This window comes from Nocardiopsis trehalosi NBRC 14201, assembly GCF_001552555.1.
Lineage (GTDB): Bacteria > Actinomycetota > Actinomycetes > Streptosporangiales > Streptosporangiaceae > Nocardiopsis_B > Nocardiopsis_B trehalosi.
Genome location: NZ_BCRK01000004.1, coordinates 1 through 17,182 on the forward strand (window position 1 = coordinate 1; position 17,182 = coordinate 17,182).

Sequence of the window (17,182 nt, forward strand, 5' to 3'; positions counted from 1 at the left end):
GGGGGGAGGGGCGGGCGCGCACGCGGCGGGGCGCCGCCCGCTCGTCGCGGACGGCGCCCCGGTGCGGTCGGGCCTCAGCGGCGCCGGTAGGTGGTGCCGGCCTTCAGCTCGCCGTCACCGAACAGCTCCGACACCGTCACGAAGTGGTACCCCTTCGCGTGCAGCTCCCGGAGGATGCCGGGGACCGCGTCGACGCTCTGCGGGTGGATGTCGTGCAGCGCCACGATGCTGCCCGGCGTGGTCCCCTTCACGGTGGTCTCGACGATCTTCTCGGGCTTCTCGGTCCGCCAGTCCTGGGTGTCGACGTCCCAGAGGATGACCGGCAGATCGGTGTTCTCCAGGCTGGCGTCCGAGTAGGTGCCGTAGGGCGGGCGCATGGTGCGCGGCGGCGCGCCCGCGGCCTCCTCGATGGCCGCGGCGGTGCGCTTGTTGTCCTCGGCCACCTCGGGGCCGGTCTTGGTCGCCAGGTCGTCGTGGTCCCAGGAGTGGCCGCCGATCTCGTGGCCCTCCTCGGCGGCGCGGGCGACCACGTCGGGCATCGCCTCGACCATGGTGCCCAGCACGTAGAACGTGGCCTTGGCGGAGTAGGCGTCCAGCTCGTCCAGCAGCCGCTCGGTGTGCTCGCCGGGGCCGTCGTCGAAGGTGAGGGCCACGCACGGCACGCGGTCGCAGTCCAGGGTGCGCGCGGGCGCGCCGGCGGCGTCGGAGCCGCCGAGGTCGACCCGCTGCAGCTCGGCGGTCGCGGCCGTGCGGGCCTTGGCGCCGAACGTCGACAGCAGGGGCTCGGTGACGTCGGAGTCCAGGGCCACCCGGGTCTCCTCGGTGCGCCCGGGGATGGTGCCCGGGGGGAAGGCCACGGTGAGGTCGCCGTCCTGGGTGAAGCCGAGGTCGCGGACGGGGGAGTCGGCCAGTTCGTCGGCCAGCTCCCACGCCTGGTCGGCCGGCATGGCGGCGGGCGCGGGCGGCGGGGTCGGGCCGGGCTCGGGGTCGGCGGTGGGCAGACCGGCGGGCAGGTCCTCGGGCGGGACCTCCTCGTCCTCGCGCAGGACGCGCGACACCTCCTGCTCGACGTCGGCGACCGCGTCGCGGCCCCGGAACAGCGCGGTCCAGGGCAGCACCGCCTGCTCGGCGACGTCGTACCACCGGGTGGTGGCCTCGGTGACGGTCGCGGACCCGGCCGTGCGGACGCTGGCCACCCGGGCGCCCAGCACCTCCGGCGACGCGGCGAGGAACGTGGTGGTCTGCTTCAGGTCGGTCGCGTCGCCGCGGTCCTCGCCGGTCAGGAACGCGGTCTGGTTCTCGGCCATCAGGGTGCGCAGCTCGGTGCTGAACTCCTGGGCGCCGGGGATCTGCGGGTGCTCGGCGCTGACGCTGATGCCGTCGTGGCTGGCGGTGCTCTGCCGCATCTCCAGGCCGTTGATCCACCGCGGCTCCACGACGACGGGGCCGCCGTCCGACCCGCCGAAGATGGAGCAGCCGGTCAGGGCGAGGAGACTCAGACCGGCGCCGACGCTCAGCACGGCCCGGACGTGTGTCGGGATGCGCAACTCCATGGGTGGCCTCATCAGGGTGGAAACGACCGGTTCGGACAGCGGAGCGCGACACGGACGTGGCGCAGGGTGTTCGAACGACTCCGTATCGTGACGATACGGCGGTGGGGGCACCCGGGCAATCATTTCGGTCGCTGCGTGGCGGGGCCCTACGGCCCGGGCGAAACGGCGCGTCGCGCGGATCGGGCGGCGCGCGGGACGGGGCGGCGCCTCCGGCCGCACGCGCGTGAAATGGTATTTTCTGCGACGTATAGCGTTGAACGCACTCTTCACCCGGGAGGCCGCGCCGCGCCCGACCGCGACCGGACCTCCCGCGGTCGGCGACCGGGGGCACCATGACGAACACCCCGGCGGCCCGGCGCCTGCCGCCGTGGCTGCCGATCACGGCGGGTTCGGCCGTCATCGCGGCCACCTACCTCTACCTGGTGCTGTGGCGGCCCGAGAGCCTGGTGGGCGGCGCCGGGGTGGGGCCCGCCGCCCTCATCGCCCTCGCCGGCTACCTCGTGGGCTCCGCCCTGATCATCGCCGGGGCCATGTCGCGCATGCCGACGTCGACCGTCACCCTGCTGCCGATCGCCATCGCCATCAACATCGTGGCCGGCCAGATCAACAACATGGTCGGGCTGCCGCTCTACCTCGACTCCATCGGCACGGTCCTCGTCGGCCTGCTCGCCGGGCCGGCGGCCGGCGCCGCCACCGGCGCGCTCAGCAACGTCATCTGGGGCATCAGCATCAGCCCCGCCTCGCTCCCGTTCTCCACCACCCAGGTCGCCATCGGCCTCCTGGCCGGCCTGTTCGCCCGCTGGGGGTGGACCCGGCGCGTGGTCACCGGCGTGGCCGCCGGGCTCGCCACCGGCGTGGTCGCCGCGTTCGTCTCCGGGCCGATCTCGGCGTTCGTGTTCGGCGGCGCCAACGCGTCGGCGGGCCGCTCGCTCATCGTGGCCGTGTTCCAGGCGATGGGCTTCGACACGCTCGGCGCCTCCATCGGCCAGGGCCTCACCGTCGACCCGGTGGACAAGGCCATCAGCTTCCTGGTCGCCATCGTCATCCTGCGCGCGCTGCCCGCGCGGTTCTCGCAGCGCTTCCCGTTCGCCCGCGCCCACGCGGTGTTCCGGCCGCGCGCCGCCTCGGTGCTGGCCCGCTCCGGCGCCGAGGCCCCGGCCCCGGCCGACCCGGCCCCGGCCGACCCGGGTCCGCCGCCCGCCGGCGCGCCACCGGGGGCGGCGGACCCGGACGCCGGGGACGGCACGACCGGAGGTGGGCACCGATGAGCACCACCCTGCAGTTCTACCGGGCCGGCGACAGCTGGGTGCACCGGCTCAACCCGGTCACCAAGCTCGCGTTCGTCGCCGCCGTCACCATCGCCGCGTTCGGCGTCGAACGGCTGTGGTGGCCCGCCGCCCTGTTCCTGCTCCTGGAGGTCCCCGGCGCGGTGATCGCCGGCGTGGCCGGGCGGTTCGTCCGGATGGTCCTTGGCTTCTTCGCCCCGTTCCTGGTGATCCTGTTCCTCCTGCAGGGCCTCACCTACCCCGAGCCCGGAACGGTCCTGCTGCATCTGGGCCCGCTGGAGGTGAAGACCGAGGGGCTGGTCTTCGCGGGCACCACCGCGCTGCGCCTGCTGGTCATGGTGGCCGCGTTCGTCCTGCTGCTGCTCACCACCCACCCCGGCACGCTGATGTCGGCCATGCAGCAGGCCGGGCTGCCGCCCAAGATCGCCTACGTGGTCTCCGCGACCCTGCAGATCATCCCGTCCTTCCAGGCCCGCGCCAACGCCATCATGCAGGCCCAGCAGGCCCGCGGCCTGGAGGTCCGCGCCGGGGGCGCGGCCGCCCGGGTCCGCCGGCTGCTGCCGCTCATGGGGCCGCTGCTGCTCGGCGCGCTCACCGACGTCGAGAACCGGTCGATCGCCATGGAGTCGCGGGCCTTCGGCCGGCCGGTGCGGCCCACCGCCTACACCGTCGTCCCCGACTCCGCCGCCCAGCGCGCGGCCCGCTGGGCGATGCTCGCCCTCGCGGTCCTCGTGATCGTCCTGAACACGCTGGGGGTCTTCTCGTGATCCGCTTCCGCGACTTCACCTACGCCTACCCCACGGGCGAGGCCCCGGTGCTGCACGGCGTCGACCTGGAGGTGCGCCCCGGCCGCTTCCACGGCCTGGTCGGCGCGAGCGGGTCGGGCAAGTCCACCCTGGCCATGGCCGCCGCCGGGTTCATCCCGCACGCGCAGGGCGGGGAGTCCACCGGCGAGGTCACCGTCGGCGACCTGGTCGTGGCCGACACCCCGCTGCCCGACCTCGTCACCCGGGTGGGGCTGGTGCAGCAGGACCCGTTCGACCAGATCTCCGGCGCCCGGTTCACCGTCCGCGAGGAGATCGCGTTCGGCTGCGAGAACCTCGGCGTCGAACGGGGCGAGATGGTGCGCCGGGTCGACGAGGTCATGGAGCGGCTGCGCATCGCCCCCCTGGCCGACCGCTCGCCCTACGAGCTGTCCGGCGGGCAGCAGCAGGTCGTCGCGGTCGCCTCCATGCTCGTCATGCGCCCCGAGGTGCTGGTGCTGGACGAGCCCACCTCCCAGCTCGACCCGGCGGGGTCGCGCATGGTGGTCGAGGCGCTGGCCGCCGTCCGCGCCACCGGGATGACCGTCCTGCTGGTCGAGCACGGGCTGGAGCTGCTCGCCGAGCACGCCGACGAGCTGCACGTCATCGCGGACGGCCGCATCGTCGCCGAGGGCCCGCCCGCCGACATCCTCACCGACCCGCGGCTCGACGCGTGGGGCATCGGCCGCACCCGGTTCACCGCGGCCGCCGCCGAGGCGCGCCGCGACGGGCTGTGGCCGCGGTCCCGGCCGCTGCCCGCCACCCTCGACGGCGCCGCCGCCGGGTTCCGGGCCGCCGCGAACGGAGAACTGGAATGACCGCCATCGCCATCGAGGACCTGGTGTTCCGCTACCCCAGCGGCGTCACCGCGCTCGACGGGGTCGACCTGCGGATCGACCCGGGCGAGACCGTCGCAGTCATCGGGCAGAACGGGGCCGGCAAGACCACCCTGGCCCGCCACCTCAACGGCATCCACCGGCCCACCTCCGGAACGGTCCGGCTGGACGGGCGCGACACCGCGGAGCGCAGCATCGCCTCGCTGTCGGCGTCGGTCGGCTACGTCTTCCAGAACCCCGCCGAGCAGTTGTTCGCCTCGACCGTGCGCGCCGACGTGGAGTTCGGCCCGCGCAACCTCGGGCGGGGCGAGGAGGAGGCCCGGCGGCTGGCCGACCGGGCGCTGGAGGCCACCGGCCTCACCCCGTTCGCCGACCACCACCCCTACCACCTCTCGCCCGCCGACCGGAAGCGGGTGGCGCTGGCCGCCGTGCTCGCCATGGACACCCCCGTGGTCGTCCTGGACGAGCCCACCACCGGCCAGGACCACGCCGCGGTCACCCGCATCGCCCGCATCGTCGCCGCGCTGCGCGACGAGGGGCGCACCGTCGTCGCGGTCAGCCACGACATGGACTTCGTCGCCGAGAACTTCGCCCGCGTCGTCGTCATGGCGCAGGGCCGGGTGATCGCCGACGGCACCCCCGGCGAGGTCTTCACCCGGTCGGCCGACCTGGAGCGCGCCCGGGTGGAGCCGCCGCAGATGCTCCGCCTGGCCGCCGAACTCGGCTGGGCGCGGCCGGTCACCACGGTGCCGGAGTTCCTCGACGCGCTGCGGGCGGGCCCCTCCGGCCGCGGCTGACCGGCCCTCGCGCGCCCCGCCGCGCCGGGCCGGCGGTTGCGCCGGCCCGCGCCGGTGTCTAGAGTGCCTGCCGTGCGCAACTGACATCGAGACCACCGCCCGCGTCCGCGGCGGCCCGCCCCCCGAGGGCGCGGCCCGTGCCCGGCGGGCGACCCGAAACCCCATCGGTGTGGCCTCGATGCCGTGTCCCGCGCGACCGTCCCGGCCCGCCCGTCCCGCTCCCGCGCACACGCCCCGAGGCCCGCCTCCGCAGCATGAGGAGGTGGCCGCCCATGACGGCCCGCGAAACCAGCCCCGCCCCGCCCCCGCCGCTCGTGCGCGCCCGGGACCTCACCGTCTCCCGCGACGGCCGTACCGTGCTCTCCGGGGTCTCCCTGGACGCCGCGCCGGGGGCGCGCCTGGGCCTCGTCGGCGAGAACGGCACCGGCAAGACCACGCTGCTGCGGCTGCTCGCCGGGCTCGACGAGCCCGACTCCGGCGAGGCCGGCCGCCCCGACGACACCGGGTTCCTGCACCAGGAGCCGCTCCACCCCGGCGGCACCGAGCTGCGCGGGGTGGTCGAGGCGGCGCTGGCCCCGGTCCGGCGCATCGAGGCCGGCCTGCGGGAGCGCACCGCCGAACTGGAGGCGCGCCCCGACGACCCCGCCGCGCTCGACGCCTACGCCCGCGCCCTGGCGCTGGCCGAGTTCTCCGACGTCTGGGACGCCGACCGCCGGGCCGACGTGGTGCTCGCCGGGCTGGGCCTCGCCGGCATCGACCCCGGGCGGACCCTCGCCACGCTGTCCGGCGGGCAGCGCAGCCGGCTCGCGCTCGCCGAGCTGCTGATCCGGCGGCCGCGGGCGCTGCTGCTGGACGAGCCCACCAACCACCTCGACGACGACGGCGTCGCGTTCCTGGAGGACCACCTCGCCGCCCTGCCCGGGGCGGTCGTGCTGGCCGGCCACGACCGCATGTTCCTGGAGCGCGTGTGCACCGGCGTCCTCGATCTCGACCCGGCCCTCGGCGGGCCGGCCGTGCACGGCGGCTCCTACTCCGACCACCTGCGGGAGAAGCGCGCCGAACGCGCGCGCTGGGCCGAGCGGTACCGCGCCGAGCAGGCCGAGCTGCGGCACCTGCGCGAGTCGGTCGACACCACGGCGCGCCGGGTCGCGCCCGCCCGCGTGTCGCGCGACCGCGACAAGATGCAGTACGGCTACCACGGCGGGCGGGTCGAGAAGCAGCTCTCCCGCCGCGTCCGCAACGCCGAGCGCCGGCTCGCCGACCTCGAACGCGACCAGGTCCCCGCCCCGCCCGTGCCGCTGTCGTTCGGCGCCGCCCTCACCGGCGGCACCCCGGGCGGCGGCACCGTGATCGGCGCGCGCGACGTGGACGTCCCGGGGCGCCTGCGGCTGGACCGACTCGACCTGCCCGCCGACGGGCGGCTGCTCGTCACCGGGCCCAACGGGTCGGGCAAGTCCACGCTGCTCGCGGTCCTCGCGCGCCGCCTCGACCCCGGCGGCGGCACGGTTACGTGGCGACCCGGCGCCACGGTCGCCCTGCTGGAGCAGGACGTCCGCTTCGCCGACCCCGCCCCCACCGCGCAGCGCTACTACGACGCGATGACCGCCGGCCGCCCCGGCGCCCCGCGCCTGGCCGACCTCGGCCTGATCCCGGCGCGCGACGCCGACCGGCCGGTGGGGGTGCTCAGCGTGGGGCAGCGGCGCCGCCTCGCCCTGGCGCTGCTGGTGGCCACCGCCCCGCAGGTGCTGCTGCTGGACGAACCCACCAACCACCTCTCGCCGGGGCTGGCCGACGAACTGGAGGAGGCGCTGGGCACCGCGCCCGGCGCGGTCGTGGTCGCCAGCCACGACCGCTGGCTGCGGCGCGGCTGGTCCGGCGCCGAGATCCGGCTGGCCGGCGGCCGGGTGCGCGAGCACGTGCCCGCGCCCGCCTGACCGGGCGTACCCGGCGCCCGCGCACCGCCCGCGCCGACGGCCCGCGACAGGCCGGACGGGCCGGTCAGACCGGTCAGGCCGACAGGCCGGCCGGAACAACGACGGAAGAACGACAGAGGACCCACATGACCGCACCCGACCCCACCACCGTCCACCCCTTCGCCGAAGGCGACCGCCACGTCGTCTTCCTCCGCCCCACGGTCACCTCCGACCTGTTGGAGGTGGGCGAGTACACCTACTACGACGCGTCCGAGGACACCGGCTCCTTCGAGGAGGAGCGGATGCTCTACGCCTACGGCCCCGAGCGGCTGGTGATCGGCCGGTACTGCTCGATCGCCGCCGGCACCCGCTTCTCGCTGGACGGCAACCACGTCTCCTCGGGGCCGTCGGCCTACCCGTTCTCGATCTTCCCGGGGGCGTGGCGCGACCGGACCATGGACACCTTCCTCGCCAACTACCCGGGGCGCGGCGACACCGTCGTCGGCAACGACGTGTGGTTCGGCCGCGACGCCACCGTGCTGCCGGGGGTGACCATCGGGGACGGCGCGATCATCGGCGCCGGCGCGGTGGTGTCCCGCGACGTCGCCCCCTACACCGTGGTGGCCGGCAACCCGGCGCGCGTGGTGCGCCACCGCCGGACCCCCGAGGACGCCGAGCGGCTGATCCGCGCGGCGTGGTGGGACTGGCCCGTCGACGCCGTCACCGAGCACGCCGCCGTGCTCATGGGCGGCACCGTCGACGAGGTCGTCGCGATCGCCGAGCGGCTGCGCGCCACCGGCGCCATCGGCGCCGGGTGAGCCGGTGCGGCGCGCGGGTCGCCCCGCGCGCCGCGCGGCCTCACGCCGGTCCGGCCGCCGGCTCGGGGCGGGGCACCGCGATCCGCAGCGCCTCGACCAGCTCCCGGTAGAGCGCGTCGGTGCGCAGCAGCTCGGTGTGCGTGCCGGCGGCCCGCACCCCGCCCGCCTCCAAGACCACGATGCGGTCCGCGTCGACCACCGTGGACAGCCGGTGGGCGATGGTCACGACGGCGCCGCGCCGGGAGATCTCGCGGATCGCCCGCTGCACGGCGGCCTCGGTGCGGCCGTCGAGCTGGGCGGTGGCCTCGTCCAGCAGCAGCACCTCCGGCTCGGCCACCAGCGCGCGGGCGATGGCCACCCGCTGCCGTTCGCCGCCCGACAGCTCGGCCGACGCCAGCGGGGTGTCGAGCCCCTGCGGCAGGGCGCGGGCGCGGTCGTCCATCCGCACCGCGCGCAGCGCCGCCCACAGCGCGGCCTCGTCGGCCTCGCCCGCCGTGTAGCGCAGGTTCTCGGCGAGCGTGCCGGGGACCAGCGGGGTCTCCTGCTCGACGTAGGCGATGCGCCGCCGCAGCTCCGCCAGCGGCCACTCCGCCAGGGGGACCCCGTCGAGCAGCACCCGGCCCTGCTCGGGGTGGAGGAAGCGCAGCATCAGGGAGAACATGGTGGTCTTGCCGGCGCCGGAGGGGCCGACGATCGCGGTGTGCCCGGTGCGGGCGACGCCCACCGTCACCCCGCTGAGCGCCGGAGCGGTGCCCGGGGCGTAGCGGGCGGTCACGCCGTCGAATGTGAGCACGGGGGCGCCGGGCCGGGCGGCCGGGGGAGTGGCGGCGTCGGCGGCGGAGTCGTCCTCGACCCCCATCCCCTCCACCTCGGCGATCCGCGCGGCCGCCGCGATGCCCGACTGGAGCTGGGTGACGACCTGGGCCAGCTCCATCGCCGGCATCATCAGCTGGAACGCGTACAGCAGGAACGCGACGAGCGCCGAGACCTCCAGGGCGCCCATGCCCACCCGGTACCCGCCGAACGCCAGCACCAGCATGATCGCCAGCGAGACCCCGCCGCCGGTCAGCGTCCACGCCACGGCCTCGATCCGCACGGCGCGCACGCTCTCGCGGGCCGAGGCGCGCGCCTCGGTGACGATGCGCTCCGACTCGCGCTCCTCGGCCCGGCTCGCCTTGACCGTGCGGATGGCGCGCATGGCGCCCTCCAGGGCGGCGCCGAGCCGGCCGACCGCCGCCTGCGCCTCCTTCTGCGCGGCGGCCAGGCGCGGCATCAGCAGCATGACCAGCGCGGTGACGGTCGCGACGGTGCCCACCACCACGCCCAGCAGCACGAGGTCGAGGGTGCCCATGAGCACCAGCGCGCCGCCGATGCCCACGACGCTGTTGACGAACGCCACCAGGCTGGAGGCGACGGCCTCGCGCATCAGCACGGTGTCGGAGGTCACCCGGGTGACGAACTCGCCGCTGGAGCGCCCGGTCAGCTCGGCGATGCGCACCCGGAACAGGCGGCGGACCATGGAGGTCCGCACGTCCAGGATGACCTGCTCGCCCATGCGGCCGAGCAGGATCCACTGCCACAGGCCCAGCGCCGACCCGGCGACCAGCAGGAAGGCGAGCAGCCCGACGTAGGGGGCCAGCGGGGCGCCGTTGCCCAGGCCGTCCAGGATCGCCTTGGTGACCAGGGGGGTGGCCAGGTGCATGCCCGTGGTGGCCAGGCCCAGCACGGTGCCCAGGACCAGGGTGCCCCGATGCGGCCGCATGTAGGACCACAGCGCCGCGAGGTTGCCCCGGCGCGGGGCCGCCGGGGGGTCGGCCGTCTCGGTGTCCACGGCGTCTCCGATCTTCGTAAGGGGTTGAGACTCCAGAGTACCTCTATGAGACACCGATGTCTCATGATTATTCTTCGCTGACCGATTACGGACGCCCCGCTGGTACCCTGCCGCCATGAGCAGCAGCGACCCGCATTCGGGTGTGCGCGGCCGGACCCGCCGCGCGATCCTGTCCGCCGCCGCCGCCGTGCTGGCCCGCGACCGCACGGCCACGCTGGCCGACATCGCCCGGGCCGCCGACGTCGGGCGGAGCACGCTGCACCGCTACTTCGCCGACCGCGACGACCTGCTGCGGGCCGTGGTCGCCGACTCCATCGCCGCCATCGACACCGCCATCAGCGACGCCGCCCCCGAGCAGGGGCCGCCCGCCGAGGCCGTGCGGCGCCTCGTCACCGGCATGGTCGACGTCGGCGACCGCGTGCTGTTCCTCTTCAGCGACGCCCACCTGGTCGAGGAGCTGTACCCCGGGAGCATCGACGGCCCGGACCAGCCGGTCGTCGACCTGATCCGGCGCGGCCAGGACGAGGGCGTCTTCCTCTCCGGCGTCCCGGCCGAGTGGCTGGAGACCGCCATCTGGGCGCTCGTCTACACCGGGTGCGAGGGCGCCGACCGCGGCGTGCTGCCCCGCCACGGCGTCGCCCAGACCGTCGTCCACCTCCTGGAGAACGGCCTCCACGTCCGCCCGCCCGCCACCGACTGACCCGACCTGGACGACATCGGGCACGGACCCGACCGGGGCGTCATCGCGCACCGACCCGTCCAAGGCAACACCGGGCAAGGATCGGTCCACGATCCGGCAAGGCCGTGCGGCCCCCGCTCCGGCGCGGGCAGGTTCCCCACGTGCGCCCCATGCTCGCCCGAACCTCCGACCACCTGCCCGAAGGCCCCGACTGGGTGTACGAACCCAAGTGGGACGGCTTCCGCGCGCTGGCCGAGACCGGGCACGGCCGGGCGGTGCTCGCCTCGCGCAGCGGCAAGCGCCTCGACCCGAAGTTCCCCGAGGTCGCCGAGGCACTCGCCGGGGCGCTGCCCGACGACACCCTCCTGGACGGCGAGATCGTCCGCTGGGGCGGCGCCGACGGCGAGGGCGGCCTCGACTTCGACGCCCTCCAGCGCCGCAACCGCGCATCGACGCGCGCCGCCCGGGGCCTCGCCGCCACCGAACCGTGCCACTACATCGCCTTCGACGCGCTCCGGGTGGCCGGCGCCGACCTCGCCCGCCGCTCACTGACGCACCGCCGCGCCCGCCTGAAGGAGCTGTTCGACGGGGTCGACGACCCCCGGCTGATGCTCGGCTGGCAGACCGCGGACGTGCGGACCGCCCGCGAGTGGTTCGACGGGCTGGCCGCCGTCGGGGTGGAGGGGCTGGTCGCCAAGGACGCCCGCCGGGCCTACCGGCCCGGCCACCGCGACTGGCTCAAGTACAAGCACCGGGTGACCACCGAGGCCGTCGTGGGCGGGGTCATCGGCCAGCCCGAGCGGCCGCGCGCGCTCATCCTGGGCCGCCGCGACCCCGAGACCGGCGACCTGCGCATCGCCGGCCGCACCGCCGAACTCCGCGCCGACCAGCAGGACGCGCTCGCCGGCCTGCTCCGCGCCGCCGACGACGACCACCCGTGGCCCCGCCGGCTCGCCACCGCGTGGGGCGGCGGCGAACCCGTCGCCTACGTCCGCGTCGAACCCGAACTCGTGGTCGAGGTCGCCCCCGACCCGGCGGTCTCCGCCGGCCGCTGGCGCCACGTCGTCCCCTACATCCGCCCCCGCTCCGACGTCCACCCCCACGACGTCCCCACCGGCCTGGACCTCGAATTTTGACTGCGGTGCTGGCACGCAGGCCCTGACTCTCCTGGGCATTTTCTGGGCGCATTGACTGGGCATTCTCTGGGCGTCATGGTTGACTGGCCATATGGTCCTCGATCGACCCCCCGGCTCCGACGACGCACCCTTGTACCCCTCGCTGGCGTCGTTGCTGCGCAAGGGACTACCCGCTTCTCCGGGAGTGGTGGATCCCGCCCTGCTGTCGCTGCGTGCGGTTCTGGTGCGCGCGGCGGACCCCGCTGACGCCGCATCACGCACGGCCGCGCTGAACACGGTCCTGCGCGCGCTGCTGGCGCGCTTCGACGATGCCCGTTACGCCGATGCGGCCCGGGCCCTGTTCGGTCTGCCTCCCGGGAAGGCGGGGACGACCCTCACCCGACGGCGTGAAGCAGCGGCGCTGGCGTGCGGACACGATGTCGACCACTTCCGCAAGCGTGTCGAGCCCCGGCTCGTCGAACGGCTCGCGTGGATGCTGTGGCAGTACTCCGAACACTTCCGACTGACGCCGATCGTGGCTCCTCGACTCAGCCGCGCCGCGACCGCCATGCCGTCCCTGCCCGCCGACGTGTTCGCGTGGGAGCTGACCGACCACGAGGCGCAGCTCTCGCGCGTATGGGCATCCGTCTACGCCTTGCGCGCCGAGTTGCTGACCCTCGACCGAATGGCCGCGATGAGCGCTGATCGGCAGGAGGTCGCTCGGCAGGCCATCACGGCGGCATGGAGGTACGGCGTCCTCCGTGCCGACATCGCGGACTACCTCGACGCCTATCCGCCCGGCGGCTTCGGCGCGCTCACCGAAGTGACGCCCGAGAGACTGACCGCGCTCGCCGGATGGACACCGGAACTCGGCGCCGAAGACATCGACATGCTCACCCGCACCGCCCGGACCCATCGCGACCGCGTAGGCTTCGTCGCCGCCATGCGTACCGAGGTCGCCCTGGGCAACGCCTGGTTGGACCCGTGGCTCGATCGACGCACCACCGACAAGGAAGCACCATGACACAGCCCGACCCGCTCACCGCCGCGATCGAAGCCGCGAGAACCCAGCCTCCGAGAAGATTCGTCATCACCGGCGGGCCTTCGGCGGGCAAGGACGATGTCATCGCCGAAGTGCTCCAGCACGGGATTCCGTGCATGGAGTCCGAGCCCGGACGGGCGATCTATCGCAAGCACCGGGAACGCCTCGGCCGCCATCTGCGCGCCGAAGACCGGCGCGAGTACGCCGCAGAGGTCCTCGACGCCTTCGTGGCCGAGTTCGAAGCCCACAAGCACGGGTTCCGCTTCTATAACCGCGGCATACCGGACAGCTATGGATGGGAGCGGTTCTTCGGCCTGTCGCCGACTCCCCAACTCGAGGAAGCGAACCGCGTCTACCGCTACGACGCGGTGTTCGTGCTCGACCCTCTCGACACCTTCGAAGATCCCGACGACATCGTCTGGGCCAAGGAGCGCGAGATCAGGCGGGTACACGAGTTGATCGTGCAGGGCTACTACGACGCCGGGTATGAACCCGTCTTCGTGCCCGCCGAGTCCGCTGAACACCGGCTCGATTTCATCCTCAACAACGTGCGCATACCAAAACCTCAGAGGTGACGCTGTGCCGGCACGCCCCCTGCTGATCTCACCGAACTCCGTACTGGCGAACGCGCTGCTGCGCAGCATCGACGTGCTGCGGCCCCGCATCCACGCAATGCGGCCTCGACGCATCGAATTCGTCGTCGGAACCCAGATCAACGGCGCCCCTCACCTGGGGACCAACCTGGTCCAGGCGACGGCGTTCCTCCTCGCGAAGGCGGCGCGACGCGAGTTTCCGGTCGAGACGTCGGTGAGGTTCGGGGCGCTCGACAACGCGCCCTACGACGTCGTCCTCGATCCCGAAACCCATCACGCCTACCAGATCACGTACTTCCACGCGCTGGGTAAGGCCGGGGTCGACGAACTGATCGACAGGTACTACCGAGCGTTCTTCGACTCGCTGTCGGAGGCGACCGCGACGGATTACACCCTGGAGACCTATACCGACCAACAGGCGAGTCCGGCGTTCCGTGCGGAGTTCCTCCGGACCCTGGCGAGAATGGATGAGTTCCGGTGGTGGATGGCACCCTCGCACGGGGTCGTGCACGTCCGCGTCCCCTGTTCCGCATGCGGTTGGGCGGAGAAGCGCGCGGACCGAACGAGACTCATTCACCTAGACGACGACGGCGCCGCATTCGCGGCCGTCTGCCTCGACCACGGGCCGTACGAGGTCGACGTCGACCCTGAGAACGACGCCTACATCGATCTGGCCACCTTGTACCGGAACCTCGTCAAGGAGCGTCTGCTCGTACGCGACGGCACCACATTGCGCGTAATGCTCAAGGGAGGCGACTGGGCCTTCGGGTCGCAGCTCGTCGACGGCGCTCTCGGGGTTCTGGACACCCCGGGCGCACGGATGCCGCTTCGCGTCTTCACCCCTCAGGTGCTCGCCCCTACGGGCGCCAAGCTCTCGAAATCCCTGCTGCGCGACCGCGGTGACGACTCCTTGCCGGCCGACGTCGAACCGTGGATGCTCGATACGACGACGTGGCGAGGTGGTACGCACGACTACGTCGACGCGCTTCTGTGGCTTGTCGGTGAACTGCTCACCGACCCCAAGCACTTCTTCCGAAGCTTCACCGTCAAGGAATTGGGCCGACTCATGCATTCCCGACCCGCCGACCTCGCACAGCGTCCCCGCGCGCACGAGATGGGGATCTACAAGCGGTACTTCGATCTGATCGCCTCGGGCAGGAAGACGACCGAGATCCGCGTCGACGACTCGTCGCGCAAGCGGCTCAAGACCGGTGACCTGTTGCGGTTCACCTGCCGCGACGAAGAGGTGCTCACGCGCATCACCCGGATCGCGCGGTACGCCGACTTCGAGGAGATGTTCGAGCACGAGCCGGTCTCATCGGTCAATCCGACGGCCTCGAAGAGCGACCAGTTGCGCAATATCCGGGAGATCTACCCGCCGGAGCGTGAGGCGTTGGGTGTGGTCGCGATCGGGATCGAACTCGTCGGCCCGTAGACCAAGGCGGCGGCGCGCCCGTGGCGGAGGGCGTCCCGTGCGGCCCACGTCGGAGCGGGTCAACATGATTTAAGGCGTTACCGGACATGGAGTGACTCCGGCCGGTCAGTCTTCCCCTTTCGAGCGAGTCCGGACGTCCGAAAAGGGGTCGGTCATGACCCGAGCCTGCGGGGCGGTCCTCAGCCGGGGCGCGGGACGCGGATCCCCGCCCCCCGCTGCGCCGCCATCGACCCCGCCCTTCCCGTGTCCCCACCGGCCTGGACCTCGAAGCGTGAGTGCCGTGGCGGTGGGGCGGGGGTGTGGGGGGTCAGGAGGCGGAGCGGGTGCTGCGGCGGTCGGCGACCGCCTTCTCCAGGTCGGCGCGGGACATCTTGGAGCGGCCGGGGACGTCCAGGTCGGCGGCGAGGCGGGTCAGCTCCTTCTTGGACAGCCCCGCCGTCTCGGCGGCCGGGGCCGTTCCCTGGGCGGGCGCCTTCGTGGCTCGCTCCCCGCCGGCGGTGCCCCCGCGCCGGCCGCCGCCGGTCGAGCGGCCGCCCCCTCGCCGGCCGCCGCCGGTCCGGCGGCCGGTCTCGCGGCCGTCGGCCGGGCGGTCCTCCGGGGTGGCGCGGCCCTTGGTGCGGCCGCCCTTGCCGCCCTTGCCGCCCAGGCTGGCGCGGAGGGCCTCGGTGAGTTCCACGACGTTGGTCCGCTGCCGGGGCGGGCCCTCGTCGCTGTAGCGCAGCCGCCGGCCGTCGTGCTTGGCCTCGATCAGCTCCTCCAGGCGCCGCTGGTAGTCGTCGGAGTAGTCCTCGGGATGCCAGTCGTCGGCCATGGCCTCGATGAGCTGCCCGGCCAGGTCGAGTTCGCGGTCGGCCAGGTCGGCCTCGGGGATCACCGGCAGGGTCTCCTCGGGGTCGCGCACCTCGTCGGCCCACCACAGGGTGCTCAGGGTCAGCACCCCGTTCTGCGGGCCGATCACCGCCAGGTGCTGGCGCTCGCGCATCACCAGCGTCGCCACCCCCAGCCGGCCGGTGCGCTCCAGGGCGGCGCACAGCAGCTTGTACGGCTTCGCCGACGCCTTGGCCTCGGGCGCCAGGTAGTAGGTGGAGTCGTACCACAGCGGTTCGACCGACCCGGCGGGCACGAACGCCGAGATCTCCAGGGTGCGCGACCGGCCCGGGGTGATCGACTCCAGCTCCTCCGGCTCCAGCACCACGTACTCGTCGTCGTCCTCGACCTTCGCGCCCTTGACGATCTCCGCCGGGTCGACCTCCTTGCCGGTGCGCTCGTTGACCCGGCGGTAGCGGATGCGGTCCGACGTGCCCCGCTGGAACTGGTGGAACCGCGTCCCGTGCCGCTCGTTCGCCCCGAACAGCCGCACCGGGACGCTCACCAGACCGAACGACAGGGTCCCCTTCCACACCGGCGTCGCCATGCGCCACCTCCTCGCAGTCGAAGAGGACCATGCCCGTTATCAGGTAAAACGCCCGGACCGCCGGGTAAAGACCGACCCGAGGGAGAGGCACCATGGCGACGACCGTGACCGAGGAGCGGCTGCGCGCCGGGAACCGCACGGTGCCCGTCCGCCGCCCCGACAAGGAGTTGTTCGGACCCGGCGGCGTCACCAAGTACGAACTCGCCGCCCACTACGCCCGGGTCGCCCCGGCCATGCTGCGCCACCTGCGCGGCCGCCCGCTCGCCGTGCAGCGGTTCCCCGAGGGCATCGACGCCGAGGGGCAGGGCTTCTACGTCAAGCGCCGCCCGACCCACGCGCCCGCCTGGGTGCACTCCGTCGTGGTGACGCGCGGCGGCTCCGGCGCCACCACCGACATGCTCGTCTGCGACGACGCCGCCACCCTGGTCTGGCTCGCCGACCAGGCCGCCATCACCCTGCACCCCTGGCTCAGCAAGGTCCCCGAGCTGCGCCGCCCGGACCGGATCATCCTCGACCTCGACCCCGCCGGCGACGACTTCGACGCGGCCCGGCGCGCCGCCCGCGACGTGCGCGAGGTCCTCGACGGCCTCGGCCTGGCGGCGTTCGTCATGACGACCGGCTCGCGCGGGCTGCACGTCGTCTCCCCGATCCGCCCCGAACTCGACACCGACCAGGCCCGCGACCTCGCCCACGTCGTCGCCGAGATCACCGCCGACCGCCGCCCGGACGACCTCACCACCCACATCCGCAAGAACCGGCGGCGCGGCCGGCTGTTCATCGACTACCTGCGCAACAGCTACGCCCAGCTCGCCGTCGCCCCCTACTCGGTGCGCGCGCTGCCCGGCGCCCCGGTCGCCACCCCGCTGTCGTGGGACGAACTGGACGGCCTGGACTCGGCCCGCGCCTTCACCGTGCGCACCCTGGGCGCGCGCGCCGACGACGACCCCTGGCGGTCGATGGCCCGGCACGCGCGCTCGCCCCGGCGGGCGGTCGAACGCCTCTCCGCCCGGGGCTGACGGCCCCGGGCGGCCGGTACTCCGTGCGGCGCCCGCCCCGCCGCCGCCCCG

Annotated in this window: 15 protein-coding genes; 12 read left to right on the forward strand and 3 right to left on the reverse strand. The window is 74.0% G+C overall.

Annotation, left to right across the window (positions count from 1 at the left end; genetic code table 11):
* Window positions 1–74 precede the first annotated feature (74 nt).
* Window positions 75–1,553: a polysaccharide deacetylase family protein gene (locus NT8_RS01355; protein WP_067963165.1), complete on the reverse strand. Its 1,479-nt coding sequence runs from the start codon at window positions 1,551–1,553 to the stop codon at window positions 75–77.
* A gap of 332 nt (window positions 1,554–1,885) precedes the next feature.
* Between NT8_RS01355 and NT8_RS01360 the strand changes: the two genes are divergently transcribed.
* From NT8_RS01360 to NT8_RS01385, 6 genes are all read left to right on the forward strand, one after another.
* Entirely contained in the window at window positions 1,886–2,821 is a 936-nt protein-coding gene (locus NT8_RS01360) for a histidine kinase (protein ID WP_174549499.1), read from the forward strand.
* Entirely contained in the window at window positions 2,818–3,606 is a 789-nt protein-coding gene (locus NT8_RS01365; protein WP_067963168.1) for an energy-coupling factor transporter transmembrane component T family protein, read from the forward strand. Before NT8_RS01360 ends, NT8_RS01365 begins: the two co-directional genes overlap by 4 nt.
* A complete protein-coding gene (locus tag NT8_RS01370) occupies window positions 3,603–4,460 on the forward strand; it encodes an energy-coupling factor ABC transporter ATP-binding protein (RefSeq protein WP_067963171.1) in 858 nt (285 codons plus the stop codon). Before NT8_RS01365 ends, NT8_RS01370 begins: the two co-directional genes overlap by 4 nt.
* Window positions 4,457–5,275, forward strand: a complete 819-nt coding sequence (locus NT8_RS01375) for an energy-coupling factor ABC transporter ATP-binding protein (protein WP_067963173.1) — start codon at window positions 4,457–4,459, stop codon at window positions 5,273–5,275. Before NT8_RS01370 ends, NT8_RS01375 begins: the two co-directional genes overlap by 4 nt.
* A gap of 272 nt (window positions 5,276–5,547) precedes the next feature.
* On the forward strand, window positions 5,548–7,209 hold the full coding sequence (locus NT8_RS01380; RefSeq protein ID WP_157515434.1) for an ABC-F family ATP-binding cassette domain-containing protein: 1,662 nt from the start codon (window positions 5,548–5,550) through the stop codon (window positions 7,207–7,209).
* 125 nt (window positions 7,210–7,334) lie between these two features.
* Window positions 7,335–8,006 (forward strand): CatB-related O-acetyltransferase, encoded by a 672-nt coding sequence (locus tag NT8_RS01385; protein ID WP_067963178.1) that lies wholly within the window; start codon window positions 7,335–7,337, stop codon window positions 8,004–8,006.
* Between the two features lie 40 nt (window positions 8,007–8,046).
* Here NT8_RS01385 and NT8_RS01390 read toward each other — a convergent pair whose 3' ends face one another.
* Window positions 8,047–9,837 (reverse strand): ABC transporter ATP-binding protein, encoded by a 1,791-nt coding sequence (locus tag NT8_RS01390; RefSeq protein WP_067963180.1) that lies wholly within the window; start codon window positions 9,835–9,837, stop codon window positions 8,047–8,049.
* A gap of 115 nt (window positions 9,838–9,952) precedes the next feature.
* On the opposite strand from NT8_RS01390, the gene NT8_RS01395 reads away from it, so the two are divergent.
* The 5 genes from NT8_RS01395 to NT8_RS30555 all read left to right on the forward strand — a co-directional run bounded on the left by NT8_RS01395 (window position 9,953) and on the right by NT8_RS30555 (window position 14,701).
* Window positions 9,953–10,537 carry a TetR/AcrR family transcriptional regulator gene (locus NT8_RS01395; protein ID WP_067963182.1) on the forward strand — a complete coding sequence of 195 codons (585 nt, stop codon included), beginning with the start codon at window positions 9,953–9,955 and terminating at the stop codon, window positions 10,535–10,537.
* Window positions 10,538–10,686: 149 nt separating this feature from the next.
* Window positions 10,687–11,652 (forward strand): ATP-dependent DNA ligase, encoded by a 966-nt coding sequence (locus NT8_RS01400; RefSeq protein ID WP_067963330.1) that lies wholly within the window; start codon window positions 10,687–10,689, stop codon window positions 11,650–11,652.
* Window positions 11,653–11,839: 187 nt separating this feature from the next.
* Window positions 11,840–12,655 carry a hypothetical protein gene (locus NT8_RS29720; protein ID WP_169805179.1) on the forward strand — a complete coding sequence of 272 codons (816 nt, stop codon included), beginning with the start codon at window positions 11,840–11,842 and terminating at the stop codon, window positions 12,653–12,655.
* Window positions 12,652–13,248: an AAA family ATPase gene (locus tag NT8_RS01410; RefSeq protein ID WP_067963188.1), complete on the forward strand. Its 597-nt coding sequence runs from the start codon at window positions 12,652–12,654 to the stop codon at window positions 13,246–13,248. The genes NT8_RS29720 and NT8_RS01410 overlap by 4 nt, the downstream gene beginning before the upstream one ends.
* Window positions 13,249–13,252: 4 nt before the next feature.
* Complete coding sequence (locus NT8_RS30555; protein ID WP_245645989.1) at window positions 13,253–14,701, forward strand: ASCH domain-containing protein; 1,449 nt, start codon at window positions 13,253–13,255, stop codon at window positions 14,699–14,701.
* A 307-nt stretch (window positions 14,702–15,008) separates the two neighbouring features.
* Here the strand turns inward: NT8_RS30555 and ku are convergent, their stop codons facing one another.
* Complete coding sequence (gene ku, locus NT8_RS01425) at window positions 15,009–16,115, reverse strand: non-homologous end joining protein Ku (protein WP_067963191.1); 1,107 nt, start codon at window positions 16,113–16,115, stop codon at window positions 15,009–15,011.
* A gap of 92 nt (window positions 16,116–16,207) precedes the next feature.
* On the opposite strand from ku, the gene ligD reads away from it, so the two are divergent.
* Window positions 16,208–17,131: a non-homologous end-joining DNA ligase gene (gene ligD, locus NT8_RS01430; protein WP_067963194.1), complete on the forward strand. Its 924-nt coding sequence runs from the start codon at window positions 16,208–16,210 to the stop codon at window positions 17,129–17,131.
* Window positions 17,132–17,182 lie beyond the last annotated feature (51 nt).